Source organism: Polycladomyces subterraneus (genome assembly GCF_030433435.1).
Classification (GTDB): domain Bacteria; phylum Bacillota; class Bacilli; order Thermoactinomycetales; family JIR-001; genus Polycladomyces; species Polycladomyces subterraneus.
The window spans coordinates 1-20,120 of record NZ_JANRHH010000035.1; the positions used below are offsets into that span (position 1 = coordinate 1).

17 protein-coding genes and 2 pseudogenes are annotated in these 20,120 nt (G+C 52.6%); 3 read left to right on the forward strand and 16 right to left on the reverse strand.

The window, feature by feature from the left end; genetic code table 11:
• Positions 1 to 300 precede the first annotated feature (300 nt).
• The 5 genes and pseudogenes from NWF35_RS08500 to NWF35_RS08515 all read right to left on the reverse strand — a co-directional run bounded on the left by NWF35_RS08500 (position 301) and on the right by NWF35_RS08515 (position 4,450).
• On the reverse strand, positions 301 to 978 hold the full coding sequence (locus NWF35_RS08500) for an ATP-binding cassette domain-containing protein (protein WP_301238630.1): 678 nt from the start codon (positions 976 to 978) through the stop codon (positions 301 to 303).
• A 189-nt stretch (positions 979 to 1,167) separates the two neighbouring features.
• Positions 1,168 to 1,239, reverse strand: a pseudogene (locus NWF35_RS16855) (hypothetical protein); the annotation flags it as partial.
• 128 nt (positions 1,240 to 1,367) lie between these two features.
• Positions 1,368 to 1,928, reverse strand: a pseudogene (locus tag NWF35_RS16860) (ATP-binding cassette domain-containing protein); the annotation flags it as partial.
• A 474-nt stretch (positions 1,929 to 2,402) separates the two neighbouring features.
• On the reverse strand, positions 2,403 to 3,770 hold the full coding sequence (locus tag NWF35_RS08510; RefSeq protein ID WP_301238632.1) for a sensor histidine kinase: 1,368 nt from the start codon (positions 3,768 to 3,770) through the stop codon (positions 2,403 to 2,405).
• Positions 3,771 to 3,775: 5 nt separating this feature from the next.
• Positions 3,776 to 4,450 carry a response regulator gene (locus NWF35_RS08515; RefSeq protein ID WP_301238633.1) on the reverse strand — a complete coding sequence of 225 codons (675 nt, stop codon included), beginning with the start codon at positions 4,448 to 4,450 and terminating at the stop codon, positions 3,776 to 3,778.
• 209 nt (positions 4,451 to 4,659) lie between these two features.
• On the opposite strand from NWF35_RS08515, the gene asnB reads away from it, so the two are divergent.
• Positions 4,660 to 6,615, forward strand: a complete 1,956-nt coding sequence (gene asnB / locus NWF35_RS08520; RefSeq protein WP_301238634.1) for an asparagine synthase (glutamine-hydrolyzing) — start codon at positions 4,660 to 4,662, stop codon at positions 6,613 to 6,615.
• A 275-nt stretch (positions 6,616 to 6,890) separates the two neighbouring features.
• Here asnB and NWF35_RS08525 read toward each other — a convergent pair whose 3' ends face one another.
• From NWF35_RS08525 to sigI, 9 genes are all read right to left on the reverse strand, one after another.
• Positions 6,891 to 8,165, reverse strand: a complete 1,275-nt coding sequence (locus tag NWF35_RS08525) for a dihydrolipoamide acetyltransferase family protein (protein ID WP_301238635.1) — start codon at positions 8,163 to 8,165, stop codon at positions 6,891 to 6,893.
• A gap of 11 nt (positions 8,166 to 8,176) precedes the next feature.
• A complete protein-coding gene (locus NWF35_RS08530) occupies positions 8,177 to 9,154 on the reverse strand; it encodes an alpha-ketoacid dehydrogenase subunit beta (RefSeq protein WP_301238636.1) in 978 nt (325 codons plus the stop codon).
• Between the two features lie 2 nt (positions 9,155 to 9,156).
• Positions 9,157 to 10,233, reverse strand: coding sequence for a pyruvate dehydrogenase (acetyl-transferring) E1 component subunit alpha (pdhA, locus tag NWF35_RS08535; RefSeq protein WP_301238637.1), 1,077 nt, complete (start codon positions 10,231 to 10,233; stop codon positions 9,157 to 9,159).
• 23 nt (positions 10,234 to 10,256) lie between these two features.
• Positions 10,257 to 11,357 carry a Leu/Phe/Val dehydrogenase gene (locus NWF35_RS08540; RefSeq protein WP_301238739.1) on the reverse strand — a complete coding sequence of 367 codons (1,101 nt, stop codon included), beginning with the start codon at positions 11,355 to 11,357 and terminating at the stop codon, positions 10,257 to 10,259.
• Between the two features lie 164 nt (positions 11,358 to 11,521).
• The gene (locus NWF35_RS08545) at positions 11,522 to 12,307 is read right to left on the reverse strand and encodes an enoyl-CoA hydratase-related protein (RefSeq protein ID WP_301238638.1); all 786 of its coding nucleotides are present in this window, start codon (positions 12,305 to 12,307) and stop codon (positions 11,522 to 11,524) included.
• Positions 12,308 to 12,367: 60 nt separating this feature from the next.
• Positions 12,368 to 13,150, reverse strand: a complete 783-nt coding sequence (locus tag NWF35_RS08550; RefSeq protein ID WP_301238639.1) for an enoyl-CoA hydratase-related protein — start codon at positions 13,148 to 13,150, stop codon at positions 12,368 to 12,370.
• A 196-nt stretch (positions 13,151 to 13,346) separates the two neighbouring features.
• Entirely contained in the window at positions 13,347 to 13,598 is a 252-nt protein-coding gene (locus NWF35_RS08555) for an AbrB/MazE/SpoVT family DNA-binding domain-containing protein (RefSeq protein ID WP_301238640.1), read from the reverse strand.
• 58 nt (positions 13,599 to 13,656) lie between these two features.
• Positions 13,657 to 14,898, reverse strand: a complete 1,242-nt coding sequence (locus tag NWF35_RS08560) for an anti-sigma factor domain-containing protein (protein WP_301238641.1) — start codon at positions 14,896 to 14,898, stop codon at positions 13,657 to 13,659.
• The gene (gene sigI, locus NWF35_RS08565) at positions 14,880 to 15,668 is read right to left on the reverse strand and encodes an RNA polymerase sigma-I factor (RefSeq protein ID WP_301238642.1); all 789 of its coding nucleotides are present in this window, start codon (positions 15,666 to 15,668) and stop codon (positions 14,880 to 14,882) included. The genes NWF35_RS08560 and sigI overlap by 19 nt, the downstream gene beginning before the upstream one ends.
• Before the next feature lie 163 nt (positions 15,669 to 15,831).
• Here sigI and NWF35_RS08570 point away from each other — a divergent pair, with 163 nt between their 5' ends.
• The gene (locus NWF35_RS08570) at positions 15,832 to 15,984 is read left to right on the forward strand and encodes a hypothetical protein (protein ID WP_301238643.1); all 153 of its coding nucleotides are present in this window, start codon (positions 15,832 to 15,834) and stop codon (positions 15,982 to 15,984) included.
• A 285-nt stretch (positions 15,985 to 16,269) separates the two neighbouring features.
• Here NWF35_RS08570 and NWF35_RS08575 read toward each other — a convergent pair whose 3' ends face one another.
• Positions 16,270 to 18,225: an AMP-binding protein gene (locus tag NWF35_RS08575; protein ID WP_301238644.1), complete on the reverse strand. Its 1,956-nt coding sequence runs from the start codon at positions 18,223 to 18,225 to the stop codon at positions 16,270 to 16,272.
• 265 nt (positions 18,226 to 18,490) lie between these two features.
• Here NWF35_RS08575 and NWF35_RS08580 point away from each other — a divergent pair, with 265 nt between their 5' ends.
• The gene (locus tag NWF35_RS08580) at positions 18,491 to 19,219 is read left to right on the forward strand and encodes an alpha/beta hydrolase (protein WP_301238645.1); all 729 of its coding nucleotides are present in this window, start codon (positions 18,491 to 18,493) and stop codon (positions 19,217 to 19,219) included.
• A gap of 100 nt (positions 19,220 to 19,319) precedes the next feature.
• On the opposite strand, the gene NWF35_RS08585 is transcribed toward NWF35_RS08580, so the two are convergent.
• Positions 19,320 to 19,967 carry an HAD family hydrolase gene (locus NWF35_RS08585; RefSeq protein WP_301238646.1) on the reverse strand — a complete coding sequence of 216 codons (648 nt, stop codon included), beginning with the start codon at positions 19,965 to 19,967 and terminating at the stop codon, positions 19,320 to 19,322.
• Positions 19,968 to 20,120: the final 153 nt, after the last annotated feature.

A 20,120-nucleotide genomic window follows, 5' to 3' on the forward strand; every position in this document is an offset into this window, starting at 1 on the left:
CCCACATGGGCGGCGTACCTGTTACCAGTACGCTAGTTCCTTTTCACTCACTCTCATGGTTTTACCCAGTGGGAGTGATTGGTTCGCCACTGGAACCTCATACCATGACGTACACAGGAACAAACCCACTACCAGTGGGATGAGCACCGCTCGTACGTTCGATTATACAGCAAATTGGTTGCCCTTACCATCCCCAAAAGGGGATGCCGAGCAACGCCGCCTTTCATCCCACGATTGAAACCGTGGGCTTTCATGCGACTTTTTCTGTAAAGAAAACGAGGCGGCAACACCCGCCGCCCGCTATCGCTTTTCCCTAAGGCACCCGTTATTCAATTCCCAGACCGTCCCACGGAAATGTGAGATAAACCACCGATCGTGAGAAACTGCGATCACGGCACCAGAGTAGTTTTCCAATGCCCGATCCAACTCTTCCAGCAAGTCCGGACTAAAATGGTTGGTCGGTTCATCCAACAACAACACATTGGCTTGGGAATCCATCAGCCGAGCCAATTGCAGTTTGCGATACTCTCCAGGGCTGAGCGCCTCTACTTGCTTTTCCAGCTCATCGTACCGGAAAAGCCGGAAGGACAACAAGCGAGCGATCCGTTCTTCTCGCGTGCCCGTCCGGTCCCGCGAAAAAGCGGATAAGACACTCTCCCCTCGATCGGTGTAGACTTCCTCTTGCCGCAGATATCCCAAGATTGCCCGTGGATGTCGCATCACCATACCAGAAGCGGGGGTTTTTCTCCCCGAGATGACGTCTAACAGTGTCGTCTTGCCGACCCCGTTTGCTCCCGTGATGACGTGCCGATCTCCCGGTCGCAGGATAAAATGAATCCCCTGCAACAAAGAAGTGCCGTCGGGTAGCGAATAGTGAATGTCGGACAGTGTTACCACCGCGTCCGCCTTCAGCAGCTGCGGATCAAAACGGGGACGAAACTGTAACGGGACAGGCGGTCGGGGAACCGGATCGTCCAAGATCCGGCGGAGTTCCTCTTCGGCTTGACGCACGTTACGGGCGATTGCGTTTTCCACCCTCCCGCGAAAGTAATGTTTGGCGAATTTGTCCTTATCCGGCGCTTTCCTGCCGGCGTGCCCCACCTGACGAGCCGATGTGGCGATCCGTTCCCGCAACTCGCGGATGCGCTGTTGTTGGCGGTGGTAAGACGTTTGCCACCGTTCGCGTTCCTTCTCCTTTTCCCGCCGGAACGCCTCGTAATTGCCCGGATAAGAACGCACCTGATGTGTGTGTTCATCGATTTCCCACAACCCCGGTCATGTGAGGCGATCAACACAGTTCCCCGGTATTGCTGCAAAAACACCTCCAACCAGGACAAAGTATCTGCATCCAAATGGTTGGTCGGCTCATCCATGACCAGGAGGTCTGGGGCAGCGATCAGAAGGGCAGCCAATCCAATTCTGGCCTTCTGCCCGCCAGAGAGCGTGCTGATGGGACGATTCAGGTCAAACCCGTTCATTTGCACCCCGGTCAGCACGGTTTGTATCCGCACATCCCGTTCATACCCACCCATGCGCTCAAATCGTGCTGCCAACTCCCCGTATTCCGACAGGATGCGGTCCAACTCCTCCCCCGTCGCCGATGCCATCCCCTGAGCCAACCGCTCCATGCGGATCTCAATGTCCCGCAAGAACGAACTTGCCTGCTCCAACCACTCCCCTAGGGTGTACGAGTTCGCCTCTTCCATGGTTTGGCGGAGATATCCTATCCGTACACCGGGGGCGATTTTCACACTTCCTTGATCAGGCTCCACTTTTCGAACAGCCAGTTTCAGCAGCGTCGACTTTCCCGCTCCGTTGGCACCCACTACTCCCACACGTTCCATCTCGCGGATGGCAATCTCCACATTTTTCAATACGATCCGGTCACCGTAACTTTTCTCCACACCCGAAAATGTCAGGACATGCATACACTTTCCTCCCGTTTCACCCAAATAAAAAACCACAGGTCTCACCTGTGGTCGCAGTGATCGGGATAGAACATAGCAACATCCTGTACATTGGAATAAACCCAAATAGGGTGCCAAATAACATGATTTTTCAGAATGTCGGGTAACCCTTAAAAAGGGCGCACTTCGTCCGATCACTCCGCCACAGGCGGAGACGGTTCGCTCGTATGGAGTTCATCGAGCACAACCTGATTCGGACTCCATTCTGAAAAATCTGCCTCCTCCATGAAGATGTTTCCATTATACAAGGGTAGTACGATCCAAGTAAAGAGGGACGGCCAGGTTTTCATGATCATACCACCACTGTTTCGAGTTCTGAACCGTGTTTCATTTCATCAAAAGCGTAGTATTTGATACTTCCCACGGTGAAAACCGTGGGATTCTTGTATCGTTAGCATGCTCAATCCGGTTCCGTTTGGTGTTGATTTCCGTGAATCAATCACCCGCCGGTAGTTCGATTGTCACTTTTGTCCCTTTCCCCACTTGACTTTCAATAAACAAACGGCCGTGATAGGATTGTACCAACTCGTTCACAATTGCAAGCCCCAATCCCGATCCCCCGGATTTTCGCCCACGGGATTTTTCGACCCGATAAAACCGTTCCACTACATAGGGAAGGTCTTTTTCAGGAATCCCCTTGCCAAAATCGATAATCTCAATGATCACATGTTTGTCCCGAGTCATTACATTGACGATCACCTCGCTGTTTTCCGGCGAATATTTCATCGCGTTATCCAGAACATTGATGAGAATTTGCTTGAAGTGATCAGATGCGATTTTGGCGGTTGAACGAGAATGAATATTGGTTTGTATGGTTATTTTTGGATACAACAGAACCAGCGATTCGATGACTTCTTTTATCGTTTCTGCCACTTGCGCCCTTTCATCTGGTCGGCTCGTATCCACTTCCAAGCTGGCCAGCGTGAGCAGATTGTTGGCGAGATCCCGCAATCGGGCAGATTCGTTTTGAATCACGTGAATGGCTTTGTCCAAGATCTTCGGGTCGTTTTTTCCCCATCTCGCCAATAAGTTGGCATAGCCCTGAATAGTGGTCAGTGGTGTTCGAATTTCATGAGAGGCATCCGCAACAAAACGGCTTTGTTGTTCAAATGACCGCTCCATTCGATCAAGCATATGGTTAAATGTTGTCGCCAGACGGGCAATTTCATCATTCCCTCTTGGTTTGGACAACCGTTCACTCAATCGATTCACTTGAATTCTTTCCACCAACTGAATCATTTGATTGATGGGGCGAACAGCGATGGAGGAAATGATATACCCACCCAACGAAGCCAACAGGACCGCGCCAAATGATCCGATCATCAATATGGTTAACAGCGAATCCATATATTTTGACAGCTTGGTCGTATCTTCGAGCAAGATGATATATCCGAGGATGTGTCCCGATTTCCAAATGGGTAAATAAGTCCATTGGATCGATTTGTGAAACAATACCACCCCTTTCTTTGTTCTATTTTTCATAAATGAAGATAAATTTTTCTTGATATCACGGATCGGGAATTCCCCATTGTATGCCAAAATGCGATACGATGGGCTGACCAAAATAATGGATTGCCCTCCCGTACTGTATTGACCCAGCCAAGTGTTTAGCGTTATGATTTTGCCTCTGAACTCGGATTGTTCGGAGAGATAATCCTGAGCAATCAAATGTGCCTTGTTCTCGAGATTGGACTGCGTGATATTTGCCAATCGATTGGATAAGGTAAAATAAATAAAACTGTCGAGAGCCAGTAAAATGACACACAACACAACAGCGGTCATGAGCGTGATCTTGGATTTCACCCTCATCACGCCTTTAACACATAACCCACACCGCGAACGGTTTGTATTAACGGTTTTTCAAACGGAGCGTCCACTTTATCTCTCAAGTGTTTGATATAAACATCGACGGAATTCGTTTGTACATTGTGATGATAGCCCCATATTTTGTCCAGAATGATTTCTCTGGTCAACACTCTGTTTTTGTTGCGAGCAAGTAACTCCAACAAATCAAATTCCCTCGCACTGAGTTTGATCGGTTTCCCTCCCCGAAAAACCTCCCGCGAAGCCACGTTGATTTTCAGATCGGCCACTACAATCATATCGTTCTGATGATAATTGCGACGGATCAACGCGCGGATTCTGGCGAGCAGTTCCTCTATGGCAAACGGTTTGGTAATATAATCGTCCGCACCAATATCCAATCCGGCTACACGGTCGGGAATCGATTGTTTGGCCGTCAGCATCACGATGGGGACATCACTGACGGAACGCACTCTGCGGCAAATTTCCATCCCGCTGATTTCCGGCAACATGATATCCAACAGGATCATATCCCAGTTTTCGTTTAATGCTCTGTCAAGTCCTTCCTTACCGTCATAAGCGACTTCGATGTCATACCCCTCATGTTGCAGTTCCAGAGAGACAAATTCAGCAATGGGTTCGTCATCTTCCACCAGCAAAATGCGTGGCGAGATTGTCATGGTTCTTCTCCTCCAATCTGTTTGTCTTCCTGGTTCGTTTTGATAAATTATACTGCTTTAAGGTAATTTAACCATTAAAGTTCTTTCATCTGTTTTTAATCAAATTCTCTGCTAACATTCAGCGTATTTCCATTGTGATTACAATCTCTTCAGCTATGATAAACAATCGTTGCAGTACATTCATTCAAAAGACGGAGGTTTTTTTGTTTATGTGCGGAATAGCCGTGGTCTTTTCGAAGTCGAAATTCAATCCGATTGAAGAGGGCCAGTTGCGTCATATGCTTTGTGCCATGGAACACCGCGGCCCTGATAACAAGGGGATTTTTATAGATAAAACGGTCGGCTTGGCCATGAACCGGTTGGCCATCACCGGTGTAGAAACGGGGGATCAACCGATCTGGAATGAAAATGAGACTGTCGTTCTGGTGTGTAATGGAGAAATTTACAATCATCAGGAATTGCGTGACCAATTGCAGAAAGAAGGACATTCTTTTTCAACTGATTCGGACGTTGAAGTGATCGTTCATCTGTATGAACAATACGGAATCAAATGCCTCGAATTATTAAACGGCATCTTCGCGTTCGCGCTTTGGGATCAAGAAAAACAATGCCTGTTGGTCGCACGCGATGCAATGGGGGTGAAACCTTTATATTATGTTGACACAGGAACCCATATCTTCTTTGCATCCGAAACACACCCCTTAATCCGCCATATCCAACAAGACGTTCACTTTGACGTACAAGGATATTCCGATTATCACACATTTCGATTCACACCCGGAAACCGAACGACATTACATGGGTTGAAAAAGTTGCGGCCTGCTCAATTTTTGATTTTAAAGGAAAATAAAATCAATAGAGGCTTTTATTGGGGACCTCAATCGGACAATTTCCATTCAATCCATCACCGGATGGATCCCACACGGAACCAGGTCGAGACGGTGCGAAATCTATTGATCGATGCCGTGAGAAATCAATTTGCCCCAGAAGTCAAATCGGGGATCCTCTTGAGCGGTGGATTGGATTCGTCGGCCATTTTGGCCATTCACCATCAATTTTGCCAAGAACGCCCCAATACGTTTACTGTTTCATTTGAACGTCCGGGAATTCCGATGGAGAGGGACCAGTACTCTGAAATTGATCATGCGGCACGTGTGGCAGAAGCGTTTCATTCCAACCATATTGCCGAGGTCTATTCGGCCCGTGAGGCATTGGAGGCTTTGCCTTCCATCATTGGCTCATTGAGCGAGCCGATCGCTGATCCCACGATCATCCCTCTGTGGTTTGTGTCTCGATTGGCCAGTCAAGAGGGATGTAAGGTGGTTTTCAGCGGAGAAGGATTGGACGAGCTGTTTAATGGCTATAAGGTCTATAAACAGACTTACTGGTTACGGGCGTTGCAATGGATGCCGCGATTTGCACGTCAACTCGCGCACACACTCTCTCAGCGACTGCAACTTCCTGCCCGGGGATTATTGAAGCGAACCCTTTCGCCTCCATGGGAGTGGTACCAAGGGATCGGGAGTGTATTCACTAGCGAGGAACTGAAACAAATGCTCCAGAAAGAGATATGGGAGCTCATTCAAAATGAAAATCCTCAACATCATGTGGAAAAATTGATGCAACCGGTTCGCAACGAAAGCGTGTTGAAACAAATGACGTATTTCGATGTCTTCGCATGGCTACCTGAAAATACCTTTATGAAATCCGATAATGTTACAATGGCGCATTCCCTTGAATTGCGGGTCCCTTTCGTCGATCTCCGGCTGGCAGAGTACGCATTGCAGATGAAAGACAACCTCAAACTCCGTTGGGGGACTGGGAAATGGATCGTCAAAAAGGCCATGAAAGGTCTTTTGCCCGACTGGGTTCTCAAACGGCGCAAGGCCGGGTTTCCCGTCCCCTTAACAGCATGGGTTTTTCACGAATGGAAGGATTTTATCCTTACTACGCTGTTGGACCCCAACGCGTCCACCCGTGGCTTGTACAAAAAAGAGGAGATTGTTAAGCTCTATGAAGCTTCTGATCAAAATCGGGGGCGAGTGGCTCGGCTGATCTGGACCCTTCTCACTTTTGAGCTTTGGTGTCAAGCGAAGAAAGCCGACAATGAAATGCCGTTTTATAAAGAGCGAGCGGGAAAACCCAGCCCTTCAGGGTTGGGATAAAAGCGAGCGAAAACTCGTGAAACGAAAATCATCCAGGCTTGGACAAAACCATCTTGGATGGATGTGGGTTGCCACGCCAAATGAAGTGAAGACCCACAGCGACCAGGGAGTGCCCTTGGTCCTTCAGCCGTGTGGGGTAGTCACCTAAAGAGAGATGTTCAAAATCCTGCCCTGTCTTAGCGATCCGTCTCTTTACTTTTACAGCCGCCTTCCGTCCTAAGATAAAAACCGCAGGCATGGTAGGCGGCTATTCTGTATACAACGTCTTTGCAGTTTTACACCAAACAAGTCAGCAACCGGCCCGGATCTTCCGTATAACGTCCCAGCGTACGCGTAAACCGGATGGCATCAGCCCCATCCAACACGCGGTGGTCAAAGGAGAGCGACACGTTCATCCGCCAGCCGACGGTCAGCTCCCCGTTTTCGACGACTGGCCGTTGCTGGACCGGATGTATCGCCAAAATTGCCACTTCCGGCGGATTGATGATCGGCGTAGCCCATCGTCCGCCCAATGATCCGGCATTGCTGATGGTAAATGTGCTGCCACGCAGATCATCCGGTGACAGCGTCCCTTCCTTGGCTCCCTTCGTCAACGCAGAGACCTCTCTCGCTAACTGCTCGATGCTTTTTTGCTCCACATGCCGGACGACGGGAACGAGCAATCCCCGCGGTGTATCCACAGCGAATCCGATCGCCACCGAAGAATACCGGCGAACGGTGCGCCGTCCCTCGTCAAAATGTGCATTGAAATCGGGATGTTGCAACAGGGTGACAGCCACCAGTTTCATCAAGACGGGTGTATAAGTCAACCGGACATCATCTGGTGTCCACTCCTGCTTTATTTTGTTAAACCATGCCACCAGTCCTTCGGCATTCAGCTCGTCAAAATGGGTGGCATGCGGTTTGTTTGTGACTGAATAGAGCAATCGGTCGGCGATCACCCGGCGCGTCGGCGACAACGGCTCCTCCATAATCGCCAGCGTTTTATCCGCACGCACGGCTTTGACAGGGATAGCGACTTCCTTCCCATATTCCCGAATCGGTACCCATTCTTCCTCATCGCTGCGCACGCCGCTGATCGTGACAGAGGATTTCCCCGCGGCGGCATGATACTGACGCACGTCCTCATCGGTGACGCGTCCGTTCGGCCCCGTTCCTTCCACCAGAGTGATATCAACTCCCAACTCGCGTGCCAGGCGGCGGGTGGAAGGAGCAGCGAGCACACGTTTTCGGTTAGGACTGACAGGTTCGTCTCGATCGGAGAAAGCGACGGCGGTGATCGACGATTCCGATGAGGTAGCCACTTCCGCGGACGTATCCGCGATCACCAGCAGCACATCCCCCACCCGCATCATGTCGCCTTCTTTCCCGTTGATTTGGACCACCCGACCGGCAACGGGTGCGGGCAGTTCCACCACTGCCTTGTCCGTCTGCACCTCCACCACTGGTTGATCGGCTTCGACGAGATCTCCCGGTTTGACCAGCCAGCGAACGATTTCCGCTTCCGCCACCCCTTCACCCACATCAGGCAACGTAAAGGTTACGCTCATCTCTCTCCCTCCTAAAACGCAATCACCTGGCGCACCGCTTCCGATACACGTTGTGCATTGGGACGGAATGCATCCTCCAACGCAAACATCGGTACTGGCACATCATAGCCGGTCACACGGGCGATTGGCGCCTCCAACCAGAGAAACGCCTGCTCCTGCAACAGTGCCGCGAGCTCTGCACCCACCCCAGAAGTACGGGGCGCTTCGTGAACGATGACGGCACGTCCCGTCTTTTTCACAGATGTAACCAGTGTTTCCTCGTCCAGCGGATATAGTGACCGAACATCGATCACCTCGCAGGAGACACCTTTTTGGGCCCATTCTTCTGCTACGGCAGTCGTCACCGGTACCATCGCCCCCCAAGCCAGCAAGGTGACATCTTCCCCTTTGCGCACGACACGCGCTTGCCCGATCGGAACCTCATACGCTTCTTCCGGCACTTCTTCCCTTACAGCACGATACAGTTTCATTGGTTCCAAAAAGAGAACCGGATCGGGATCCGAGATGGCCGCCAACAACAATCCCTTCGCATCATAAGGAGTGGACGGCACCACCACTTTCAACCCGGGCGTGTGGACAAACAGCGCTTCAGTTGAGTCGCTGTGCAGCTCGGGGGCGCGAATGCCTCCGCCATAAGGGGCACGAATCACCATCGTCGCCGGGAACATCCCTTGTGTCCGTGTCCGCAGGCGAGCGGCATGGGAGACGATCTGTTCAAAACCCGGGTAAGCAAAACCGAGAAACTGAATTTCTACGATCGGACGCAAACCGTTGACCGCCATGCCGATCGCCGTACCAACAATGCCCGCTTCCGCCAACGGGGTGTCGATGACCCGATCGTCGCCAAAACGTTCCCACAATCCTTCCGTCGCCCGGAACACACCGCCGTTTTTCCCCACGTCCTCACCAAGAATCACCACGCTCGGGTCCCGTTCCAATGCGACGCGCATGGCATCGTTGATGGCCTGGATCAAAGTGAGCTGTGCCATCGTCATTTCTCCTCCTCTTGACGCAAGAGCGGCTCACGCTGACGTACCAGAGAAGGTGGCAGATCAGCAAATACGTGCGCAAACAGATGGGAGGCTGGCGGCGCTTCCGCCGATTCCGCCGCACGGACCGCTTCCTCAATCTCCTGTTTGCAACAGGCTTCCCAATCCCGTTCCTCCGCTTCCGACCACAAGCCCTCCGCCTCCAGCAATTTACGGTAACGCGTCAGGGGGTCACGCAGTTCGACCCACTCCCGTGCCTCTTCCTGTTCGCGGTACCGTCCCGCATCGTCAGCGGTGGTGTGCGCGCCATGGCGATACGTCACCGCTTCGATCAATGTAGCGCCTTCCCCAGTGCGCGCCCGTTCGACAGCCTCATTCATCACCGTGTAGACGGCCAACACGTCGTTTCCGTCGACACGCACTCCACGAATCGCATAGGCAGCCGCCTTTTCCGCCACCGTCTCCGTCGCCGTCTGTCGGGAAAACGGCACACTGATAGCGTACTGATTGTTTTGACAGAAAAAGATCACCGGCAGGCGAAACACGCCCGCAAAGTTCAATCCCTCATGGAAATCCCCTTCCGAGGTGGCCCCGTCGCCGAAATAGGCCACAGCCACCGACGGTTCCCCCTTCAGCTTGGAGGCCCAGGCCGCTCCTGCCGCATGAGGGATCTGCGTGGCGATGGGAACGGCCGGTGGGAACAACTTGACGCCTTCCGGCGGACGGCATCCTTCGACCCGTCCCATCCAATACAACAAAATTTGTTTCAGCGGCATCCCGGCGATCATGGCAACCCCGTGTTCCCGATAACTCGGGAAAATCCAGTCCTCCCGATTCAGGGCCAAAGCGCTTCCCACCTGAGCTGCTTCTTGCCCCTGCAATGGCGCATACGTACCGATTCGCCCCTGCCGTTGCAAAATGACCGCACGTTGATCAAACAGGCGAATCTTGCGCATCCATTTATAAAACTCAATTTTGAGCGGTCGCTCGATAGGTTTCCATGCTACCTCCCCTTCCGGGGTCAACGTCCCGTCGGGCTGGAGATATTGCAGCCCGACTTTTTCCATCTGTCGCAGCATCGACGATTCCTCCCTGGATGGCCTCAACGCGTAAACCCGAGAAGGATGCGACGCAGATCGGCCACTTGCTCCAACCGTTTGACCACCAAACGGTTAGCGGCGCGATAGGTCGGGATATCCTCCTCCCGGGACAATTGGTAAATCCGCAACAACATCTGATAGATGGAGCGTGTTTTAGCCATCACGCGCTCTTCGTTGTAGCCCTTCAGCTCGTCGGCCACCTGGATTAAGCCGCCGGCGTTAACGAGGTAATCAGGGGCGTACAGAATACCCATTTGATGGAGCATGTCACCATGTCGATCCTCTGCCAGCTGGTTGTTGGCTGACCCGACAATGGCTTGGCACTGAAGTTCTGCGATCGTGCGGTCGTTGATGACACCGCCTTTGGCGCAAGGTGAGAAAATGTCGCAAGCCGTTTGATGAATCGTTTGAATATCCCCGGGCTCCACCTTGTCCGGGTACTGATCACACAGCACCTTCACGCGTGACGCATCGATATCGGCAACGACTACCCTCGCTCCTTCCTCCACCAACAATTGCACCAGACGTGTTCCTACCTTACCCGCACCCTGTACCGCAACCACGCGCCCCTGCAAGCTAGGAGAACCCCACAGATGTTCGGCGGTCGCCCGCATTCCTTGCAATACGCCAAACGCCGTTGGAATGGAAGTATCTCCGCTTCCGCCGTAACTTTTGGGCAACCCGACAAACGAATCGGATTCCCGTGCCGCATGCACAAAGTCTTCAGGGTCCGTTCCCATGTCGGTTCCGGTGAAAAAGCGTCCGTTCAAACCACCGACAAACCGGCCGAACGCCCGAAACAATTCCGGAGTTTTATCCCGACTTGGGTCGCCGATGATCACTGCTTTTCCGCCGCCGAAATCCACATCGACCACACCGCACTTGTATGTCATGCCCCTGGACAGGCGCATCACATCCTCCAGTGCTTCATCCGTTGTGGCGTACGGCGCCATCCGGCACCCTCCCAACGCCGGACCCATCGTGGTGTTGTGAATGGCGATGATCGCTTTCAGTCCGGATTGCGGATGGCGACAGAAGATCACTTGTTCGTGTCCGAATTGGTCCATCAGTTCAAAAATATCTCGCATCGTGGCTCCCTCCATGTTGGCAGCATCTTTCACCAACTGCAGGGTCTGTGCCTGTTGATTTTTCATCGGGCACCATTCCGTTTCCTCACAGATGTAAGAATTCTCATCCGCCATGCCGTTTTTCCTCATGACTAATGATATGCCTGATCAAATCCGGGTGTTCGCCCGACGGCTACGGTTCATTTTCCTTGGAACTGGGGCTTTCTCTTTTCCGCAAATGCCGTCACGCCTTCACGAAAATCCTCCGTTTTTCCCGCGATTTCCTGCATCTGCGCTTCATATTCCAGCGCTTCCTCCAATGAATGCTCCATCCCGTAAAACAGCGCCCGTTTGGTCAGGCTGTACGCCTTGGTCGGTCCCTGTGCGAGCTGTCTCGCCCATCGGAACGCCTCTTCCTCCAACTGATCGTGTGGCACAATCCGGTTAGCCAGCCCGATCTGTACGGCCTCCTGCGCCTCTACATCGCGGCCGGTCAGTGCAATCTCCATCGCCCTGCCGAAACCGACCAGGCGCGGAAGGAAATAGCTGGCGCCACTGTCAGGAGCCAAGCCGATCCGCGCAAACGCCACGATGAATTTCGCCCGGTCGGAGATGATGCGCAAATCGCAGGCCAATGCAAGGCTGCAACCCGCACCGGCTGCCACTCCGTTCACCGACGCAATTACCGGTTTTTCCATTTGTACGATGGTGCGAACGATCGGGTTGTACCGTGTCCGCACACTGTTGCCGAGAGATAGAGTTTCCAGGTTGGCATCACTGCGGTCGCGCAAATCCTGCCCAGAACAAAACGCCCTGCCCGCACCGGTCAACAACACTGCGCGCACTTCGGCATCCTTTGCGGCTTCCTTGAGTACTTGCACCAATTCGTCATTCATCTGCTGGTTAAATGCGTTGTACACTTCCGGGCGGTTGAGCGTGATAAGGCCTACGCCCGATTCTTTCGTAAATTGCACCGTTTCCGACATAAACACTCCTCCTTCAGATGTCTGATTCACTCGATTTGCCTTAGCTTTGTGATCCCTGTTCTATTTACCTTGAAACCGTGGTTTCCGTTTCTCGATAAACGCGCGCATTCCTTCTTTTTGATCTTCAGTGGAAAACAGGAAATAAAACAGCTTTTGCTCGTAATCCAGTCCGTTTTCCAACGTCGTGTCCATCGCCTTGAGTACCGCCTGCTTGGCTAACCGTACAGCGACCGGTGGTTGTTGGGCGATCTTTTTGGCGAGATTCATCGCTTCCGCTTCCAACAATTCAGGCGGAACCACCCGGTTGATCAGACCGGCCTGAAGTGCTTCCCGCGCGGTCATCGATCGGCCGGTCAATATCATTTCCATCGCCCGCACCTTCCCGACGGCACGCGTCAACCGCTGGGTGCCGCCCGCTCCCGGCATAACGCCGAGCAGGATTTCCGGTTGGCCGAACACAGCCGTCTCGGAAGCGACGATCAAATCACAAGCCATAGCTAATTCGCAACCGCCTCCCAACGCATACCCACTGACCGCCGCGATCAACGGCTTAGTCAACTTTCGGATGCGGTCCCATTCGGCGAGCTGATCCTGAATGAGCATCTCCACGGACGACGCTTCCGCCATCTCCGGGATATCCGCCCCGGCTGCGAATGCTTTCTCATTGCCTGTAATGACCATACAACGGACATTTTCGTCGCGGTCCATTTCCGTCAACACAGTCACCAGTTCCGAAACCAGCTGTGAGTTCAATGCATTCAACACTTCCGGCCGGTTCAAGCGGATCCAACCCACGTTTTCCTGAATCGAAGCAACAATGTAGCGATAATCAGGGTTTCCCACTGGCCCACCCCCTGCAACGACTCGGATTTAAAGCGCTTACATTTCCGGTTATTAAGAAAAAAACGTGTATATATAATCGTTTGTATATTCTATTCTACCAATCTCCCGGCAGATTGTCAGTGTCACGCTGTACAGCACAAAAGAGGAAATGTTTCCCCACCAAAAACAAAAAAAGAGCCCTTGCGGGCCGATCCGGTCAGGAGACGTATTTTCTCGTTTCCTCAAGACAAGTTTCGCACAAGATTTTGCCTTTGAAATACAACAGTTTTTCCATTCCGCCGCAAAACACGCAGGACGGATTGTATTTCTGCAGGACTATGCAGTCGTCATTGACAAAAATCTCCACACCGTCATGCGGTTGAATGTTCATCATGTCCCGCAACTCTTTGGGCAACACAATCCGTCCGAGATGATCTACTTTGCGCACAATGCCAATCCCGTTCATCACATTCCCCTCACTACGCAGATAGTAGTATTTTCGGGGAGGGTCGATACAATACCAGTAGCTAGGGGAGTGGGATCGGAGCGACAAAACCCATTGCCGGTAAGGACTGGGAATCGGCGGAAGAAGACGGTGCTCCCTCCGCTTGGTCGGCGTGCGCCCCTTCATCCTGATCGGTATCATTTTCGGAGTCAGCAGGCTGATTCGGTTTCGCCTGCTGATCTTTTTGATCCTGACCTCCATCACCGCCGCTGCTCTCTTGACCCCCCTGGTTATCAGCCGCACCGGTGTTGTTTTGATTTGGCGGTGACGATTCCGGGTCGCCCGCGGGAGCCGTGGTCTGCCCATTGTCCGCTGCACTGTTGGACGGGTTTTCCACATCCGAAGTCTGTGGCGAATCGGTAGCAGATCCATCCGAAGGGGGCGATTCCGTCCCCGCAGGGGCCAGATTTTCTTCCGACTGTGCGGGTGGTTCGTCGGTGTTGCCCGAATTTTGAGGAGCATGGTCACCCGGTTGTGTAGCCGGGGTCGGTTCCTGCAGCCAATCTTTCCACTGTTTCTCCGGTGGTGGATCGGTCAATACCGGTTCCACGGTTTTCAGCTGATTCATCAACTGGGAGATTGAGGCATTGGCCACGACAGTCGTCGAGATGGGAGCTCCTTCCCGTTTCGCCAACAACCAGACGGCGTATTTGCCGAGCGACAACCCGGTGCCCTCCGCTTTGTCGCGCAGTTCCTTGGGCAGCGGCAAAGTGTACACATTCAATGCAGTGGCCAGATGAGGCTGATGTCGGATCTCTCGTCGGATCTGTTCCAACAAAGGTTTCACTGATCCCTTGTCAGTGACGCCAGACAACACAATTCCCTCTTTGCCCCGGATGTATCCGCGATCACGCGCCCGTTCGATAAACGAGACCACAAACTTCCGGATATTTTGTCGTTGCCAATCCATCCCTCGCATCAACTGTCGGGCGGACTGATTGAGCGGCCGTACCATGACCACTTCCTGCCGACCATTGATGCCCAGCTCCAAGCTGGGATTCATGTCGATGTATACGTACGTTTCCGCTTTTGTGTCCGAAGGGATCATCCACGGCAACAAAAGGAATATCCCAGCAATGAGAGCCGCCATGGCAAAGGCGATGGAACCCCATCTCCAAACCGGATTCATGTGGGTGTCGGGCACGATCACTTCGTCTCCGGGTTGGGCGTGGTGATGCTGTTTGGGAACGTGCAAAAATTCGCCGTCCGACGTCATCACAACCCAATTGCACGAACCGACCTCCATTATGATTCCCTTTCGCACAGCAACAACCCCCCCTTCTTGCCGGACGACAGGCCGAGATATTCCCGCATCAAAGGCAAGTCCTCGACCAATACCACCGTCAGTGCAACCAGGTATTTGCGATGCCTTTGCAAGGTCCTTCGGTGCAACCCGATCCGGCTCGCCAGCTCTTTACCCGGCTTGACCTGCTCATAGAAATCATGCAACAGTTCTTTGTCAGCCACAATGCGGCTGGCGATCTCCAGCAAATGCTCGCGTGTATCCCGGTGTTTGGGGGAGGCTTTCACCAAATCGGACATCTTGATGCCAAACCGTTCCAGACATTGCGAAAAATGTTTCACTTCCAATCGGCGTGCCCGCGCCAACTCTTCCTCCTGATACTGCACAAAGGATCGGGACACCACTTCTGAATAATGAGGCTCATTCTCCTTGGCGTTTGGCGGCACCAACGGTACCTGATTTGCATGTTTTTTTTCATGACGATAATAATCGATGAGGCGTCGATGGATCACCATGTACGCGAAGGACAGGAACGAACTCGATTGTTCCGGTTCGTAGCGGCTGATAGCCTCGTTCAACCCGACCAACGCTATGGTGAACTCGTCATCCTGTTTGCTGATCTGCCGTTTACAAATCTTGGAGGCCACGCGAAGTATGTAGGGTTCAAGGTCTCTTAACAAATCATCGCGGGTCTCGCCGGATTTGGCAGCTTGGGCTTCCCTTACGCGTGCTTCAATCTCGGGTTTTTGCTCCAAAAGATCCCCGCTACCCGGCACTTGCAATACCGACACCTCTCCCTACTCTATGTATTCGTAAACGCATCCGTTTTTCTGTCCTTCATTATGCTTCCTAATTGTACCACGTTTTCGACCGATCGTCCGCAAAATTCAAGGATTTCATCACATAAGATAAGGAATAATAGCGAAAGATATAGAAAAAGGAGGTAAAATTGAGATGGAAAAGGAAGATAAGAGACCCCATCCTCCCCGTTTTGCTCCGGGAATGACGGATGAGCAACTGGAGGAAAACGCTACACCAGAGGAGATCGCCCGGGGCAACTCGACCAGTGTGACCCGGTTGGAACAAGATCGATATGTGGACGAATAGGGTATTCGGACAACCAAGCGGCAGAAGTATGCAGCAATAAGCTGGACTCATTGTTACAATCGAGATTGATCTACACAACAGAGAAGAGGGAACCCATTAGCGGGTTCCCCGAGACTGCTGCAAAGAGATTTAGCCATTTGATTTCGGGGAGCGGGTCCGAATTTCTCGACGAACGAATCTCATTGTTGCTACGGAGCGGAGACGGGAAATCGGAGCACACGACCTTTGTCAAATCCTGAGAGAACCGATTACGGGCTCCGCCTGCTTCAAAAGATCCCAACTTGATCACACACGGTTAGCTTCCGCCGTGCCGAGCGCTCGAATAGCCGCCACCGCATCCGGATTTTCCAGCGAAGAGAGATCTCCCGCCTCTTTTCCAAGGTAAGCGGCCCGGATCACCCGGCGCAAGATTTTCCCGTTTCGGGTTTTGGGCAGTTCCTGCACAAAATGAACGCGCTTGGGTCGCAGTGCTTTGCCCATTTTTTCCTCTACCAAACGGATCAGATCCGATTCCAGTGTTTCCCCAGGTTCATAACCGTGTGCCAATACTGCAAAACAGACGGCCTGCTCTCCTTTAGTCTCATCCGGCACGCCCACTGTTGCCGATTCAACGACAGCCGGATGATCCACGAGTACCGATTCCATCTCAGCCGGCCCCAACCGTTTCCCCGCGATTTTCAATGTATCATCGGATCTTCCCGTAATGTACCAAAATCCTTCTGCGTCCACTTCCACCCAATCACCGTGCACCCATGTTTTGGGCCATCGGCTCCAATACGTTTCTTCATAGCGTTTCGGATCGTTCCAAAATCCTTTGGTCATACCGACCCACGGTTGTCGCAGGACTAACTCGCCCACTTCTCCGCGCACAGTTAGACCGTTTTCATCCCATACATCGGCGTCCATACCCGGCATGGGACCGCTGAATGAGCATGGGGCGATCGGTTTCAACAGGTTCCCGCCCAAAATACCGCCGGAAATCTCCGTTCCGCCGGAATAGTTGAAAATAGGGACACGACCACCGCCCACCTGTTCGAACAGCCACTGCCACGGCTCCGGATTCCACGGTTCCCCCGTCGACCCAAACACGCGCAGGGAGCTGAGGTCATGCCGTTTAACCCAGGAAACGCCGTGTTTCATCAATGACCGGATGACAGTGGGAGAGATCCCCAAGTGACTCACCCCGTGCGAGGCGACGATCTTCCACAAACGGTCCGGTTCTGGATAGTCCGGTGTTCCCTCAAACAACAGCATGGCGGCACCGGTCATCAACGCACCGAACACCATCCACGGTCCCATCATCCATCCCATGTCGGTCACCCAAAACAGGATATCCCCCGGCCCCACATCCATGCCGTATCCCGCATCAAACGCCGCTTTGATCGGAAAGCCGGTATGGACGTGCACCGTTCCTTTGGGTTTGCCGGTGGTCCCCGACGTGTAGATGATCATGAACGGGTCCTCCGATGCCGTCGCCTCAGGAGAAAGCGGTTTCATTTCTGTCGCCAAATGATCCCATTCCACATCACGCTCTTCGTTCCACGGCACGTCCCGTTTCAGCCGGCGAACGACCAACACTTTTTCCACTGAAGGGGACAAGTCCACCGCTCGGTCGGCCTCTTCCTTCATGGGCACCACTTTTCCCCGCCGCAGGAACCCGTCCGCCGTAATCAGGAGTTTTGCTCCGCAATCATTTAGCCTGGAAGCGACAGCCTGCGCACCGTATCCGGAGAAACACGGCGTGAAAATGGCGCCGATGCGGGCAATCGCCAGCATGGCAATGACATTTTCCGGAATCATCGGCAAATAAATGCCGATCCGATCCCCTTTTTGGATGCCCAGCCGAATCAGTCCCCGGGCCAATCGGTTGACCTCGGACCACAAGTCCCGGTACGTGTATTTGCGGACGGCCCCGTCGTCCCCTTCCCAGACCAGCGCCAGCCGGTGGCGGGATTCATTTCGATTCACCCATCGATCCAGACAATTGTGCGAAACGTTGAAACGCCCGTCGACAAACCACCGTGTCCATTGGATCCCGTCGGAAGCGTCCATCACTTGGCGGTATGGGCGAATCCACTCCAAATCCAGATCATGAACCACCGCTTCCCAAAACCAAGCGATATTTTGGATGGACCGTTCATAAAACTGGTCATAATCGGAGATCCCAAACCGTTGCATCAACCGATACAACCGTGTTTGCCGTGCTTGTTCCTCATCGGGAAACCAGACCGCTTTTGCCATACCCACACGCCTCCTTTTCAGGACTTCATCCTTTATTGTACTGGTCGGCAGACAGATGGTCAAAAGAATACTCTGAATCATATGTTAACCAAAATCAGAATGAATTTAATTAAATTTGTTAATATATTGGAAGTCCATTTTATAGCGAAGGATGACCTGCCCTGATCGAAAGGGAACTTGTTTTTTTTTGAAAACCCGAGCAAACCGGGAAAAAATCGGGTACAATAGAAAGCACAACGTCAATTTTAAAGTGAAGTGATGACCAATGAATCCCCAATATTTGAAACGAACCATCATCAAAAAAGAGATTCGCAGCCATTATCTGGACGAAGTCAAAGAAATACAGGTGTACCTGCCTCCTCAATATGACGAAACCGTCACCTATCCGGTGTTGTATCTGCAGGACGGAGACGACTATTTTAATCTGGGTCGTATCGCCACCCAAGCCAACCAAATGATCTACGAGAAGGACATCCGACCTGTCATTATGGTGGCCATCCCCGTCGACAAAAGCAAGCGTACGGCCGAATATTCTCCGATCGGTGAACGTAACCGACTGTACATGCAATTTTTTACGGAGGAACTCTTGCCGGAGATCGAAAGCGAATTTCCGGTGGATCGAACACCTGATGGACGGGTCGTCGGTGGTTCCTCCCTGGGAGGAACCGTTTCGCTTCACTTGGCACTGGAGTACCCGGAGGATTTCCGTCAGGTGCTGTCGCAATCGGGCGCTTTCCTAGAAGCAACCATCGACCGGATTCGCCAAACGACTTCACTTGACGATCTGCTGGTGTACCAATCCATCGGAAAAGCAGAAACCGCCGTGCCCACCCATATGGGCAAATTGGATTTATTGGCCCGTAATCGGGAAGTGTACCGCCACCTGCAGGACAAACAGGCTCAGGTGCATTATGTGGAAAAAGAAGGCGACCACACGTGGGGATTGTGGCAGAAAGACATTCCCGACGCCCTGAGAACCTTTTTCGGAAGCTGAGGATAAAAAAGGGAGCCGTTCGCCGATCCACTCCGAACCAGTCGAAGTGGGGCAAAAACGGCTCCCTGTTCCAGGGTGTGTCATCTCATCGATCATACGCTTAATCCAATCTCTCCTCCAGCCAATGGCGGAAAGCTTCCACCTCGAAAAAAACGGCATCCGGTTCCGGTTGGAAGGAACAGGTCTTTTCTTCTGCAAACCAACAAACCCCCACTGTGGATACTCCGGCGGCCTTTCCGGCCATCACGTCGACAGACGTATCCCCTACATATACCGTTTCTTCCGAACGTGCCCCAAAATGACGCATCGCCAATCGGATGCCATCCGGTTCCGGTTTATAACGGTTGATTTCCGTGCCGGTCACCCACCAGTCGACCAATCCGTCCATACCCAGCAGTTCGGCCGAAATGGCTGCACTTCTGCGACCTTTTCCCGTCACCACACCGACATGAACTCCCCGTTCCTTCAACCAGCGCAGCAGTTCCAAAATGGCCTCGTCGGATCGGACAAATCGAGTATGGTGCTCCCGATACAGTTGGAAATAGGCATCGTGGGCCTGCTGCAGGCATTGGCGGGGAAGATAGCGTTCCAAAATCACTTCCTCCGGCGGCCCGAACCGCGCGGCAATTCCCGCGTCTTCCAGTTCCTCTTCACCGAATCGGCGAAATACTTCGCGAAAAGACCGATAAATCAGCGGTAGTGTATCCGCCAGTGTCCCGTCGAAATCAAACAGAACCGTCTTTAGCACGCATTCACCCCCGCCGCTTGCTTTGATGATCGTGATATCTACATCCACCGAAAATATCAGTGACTTACTCAACACGACTCAAGCACCAGAGGCCCTCCCATTGGTCGCCGTGGGCTGCTCGTTGCATCTGGTGTGGCAACTCACATCCATCCA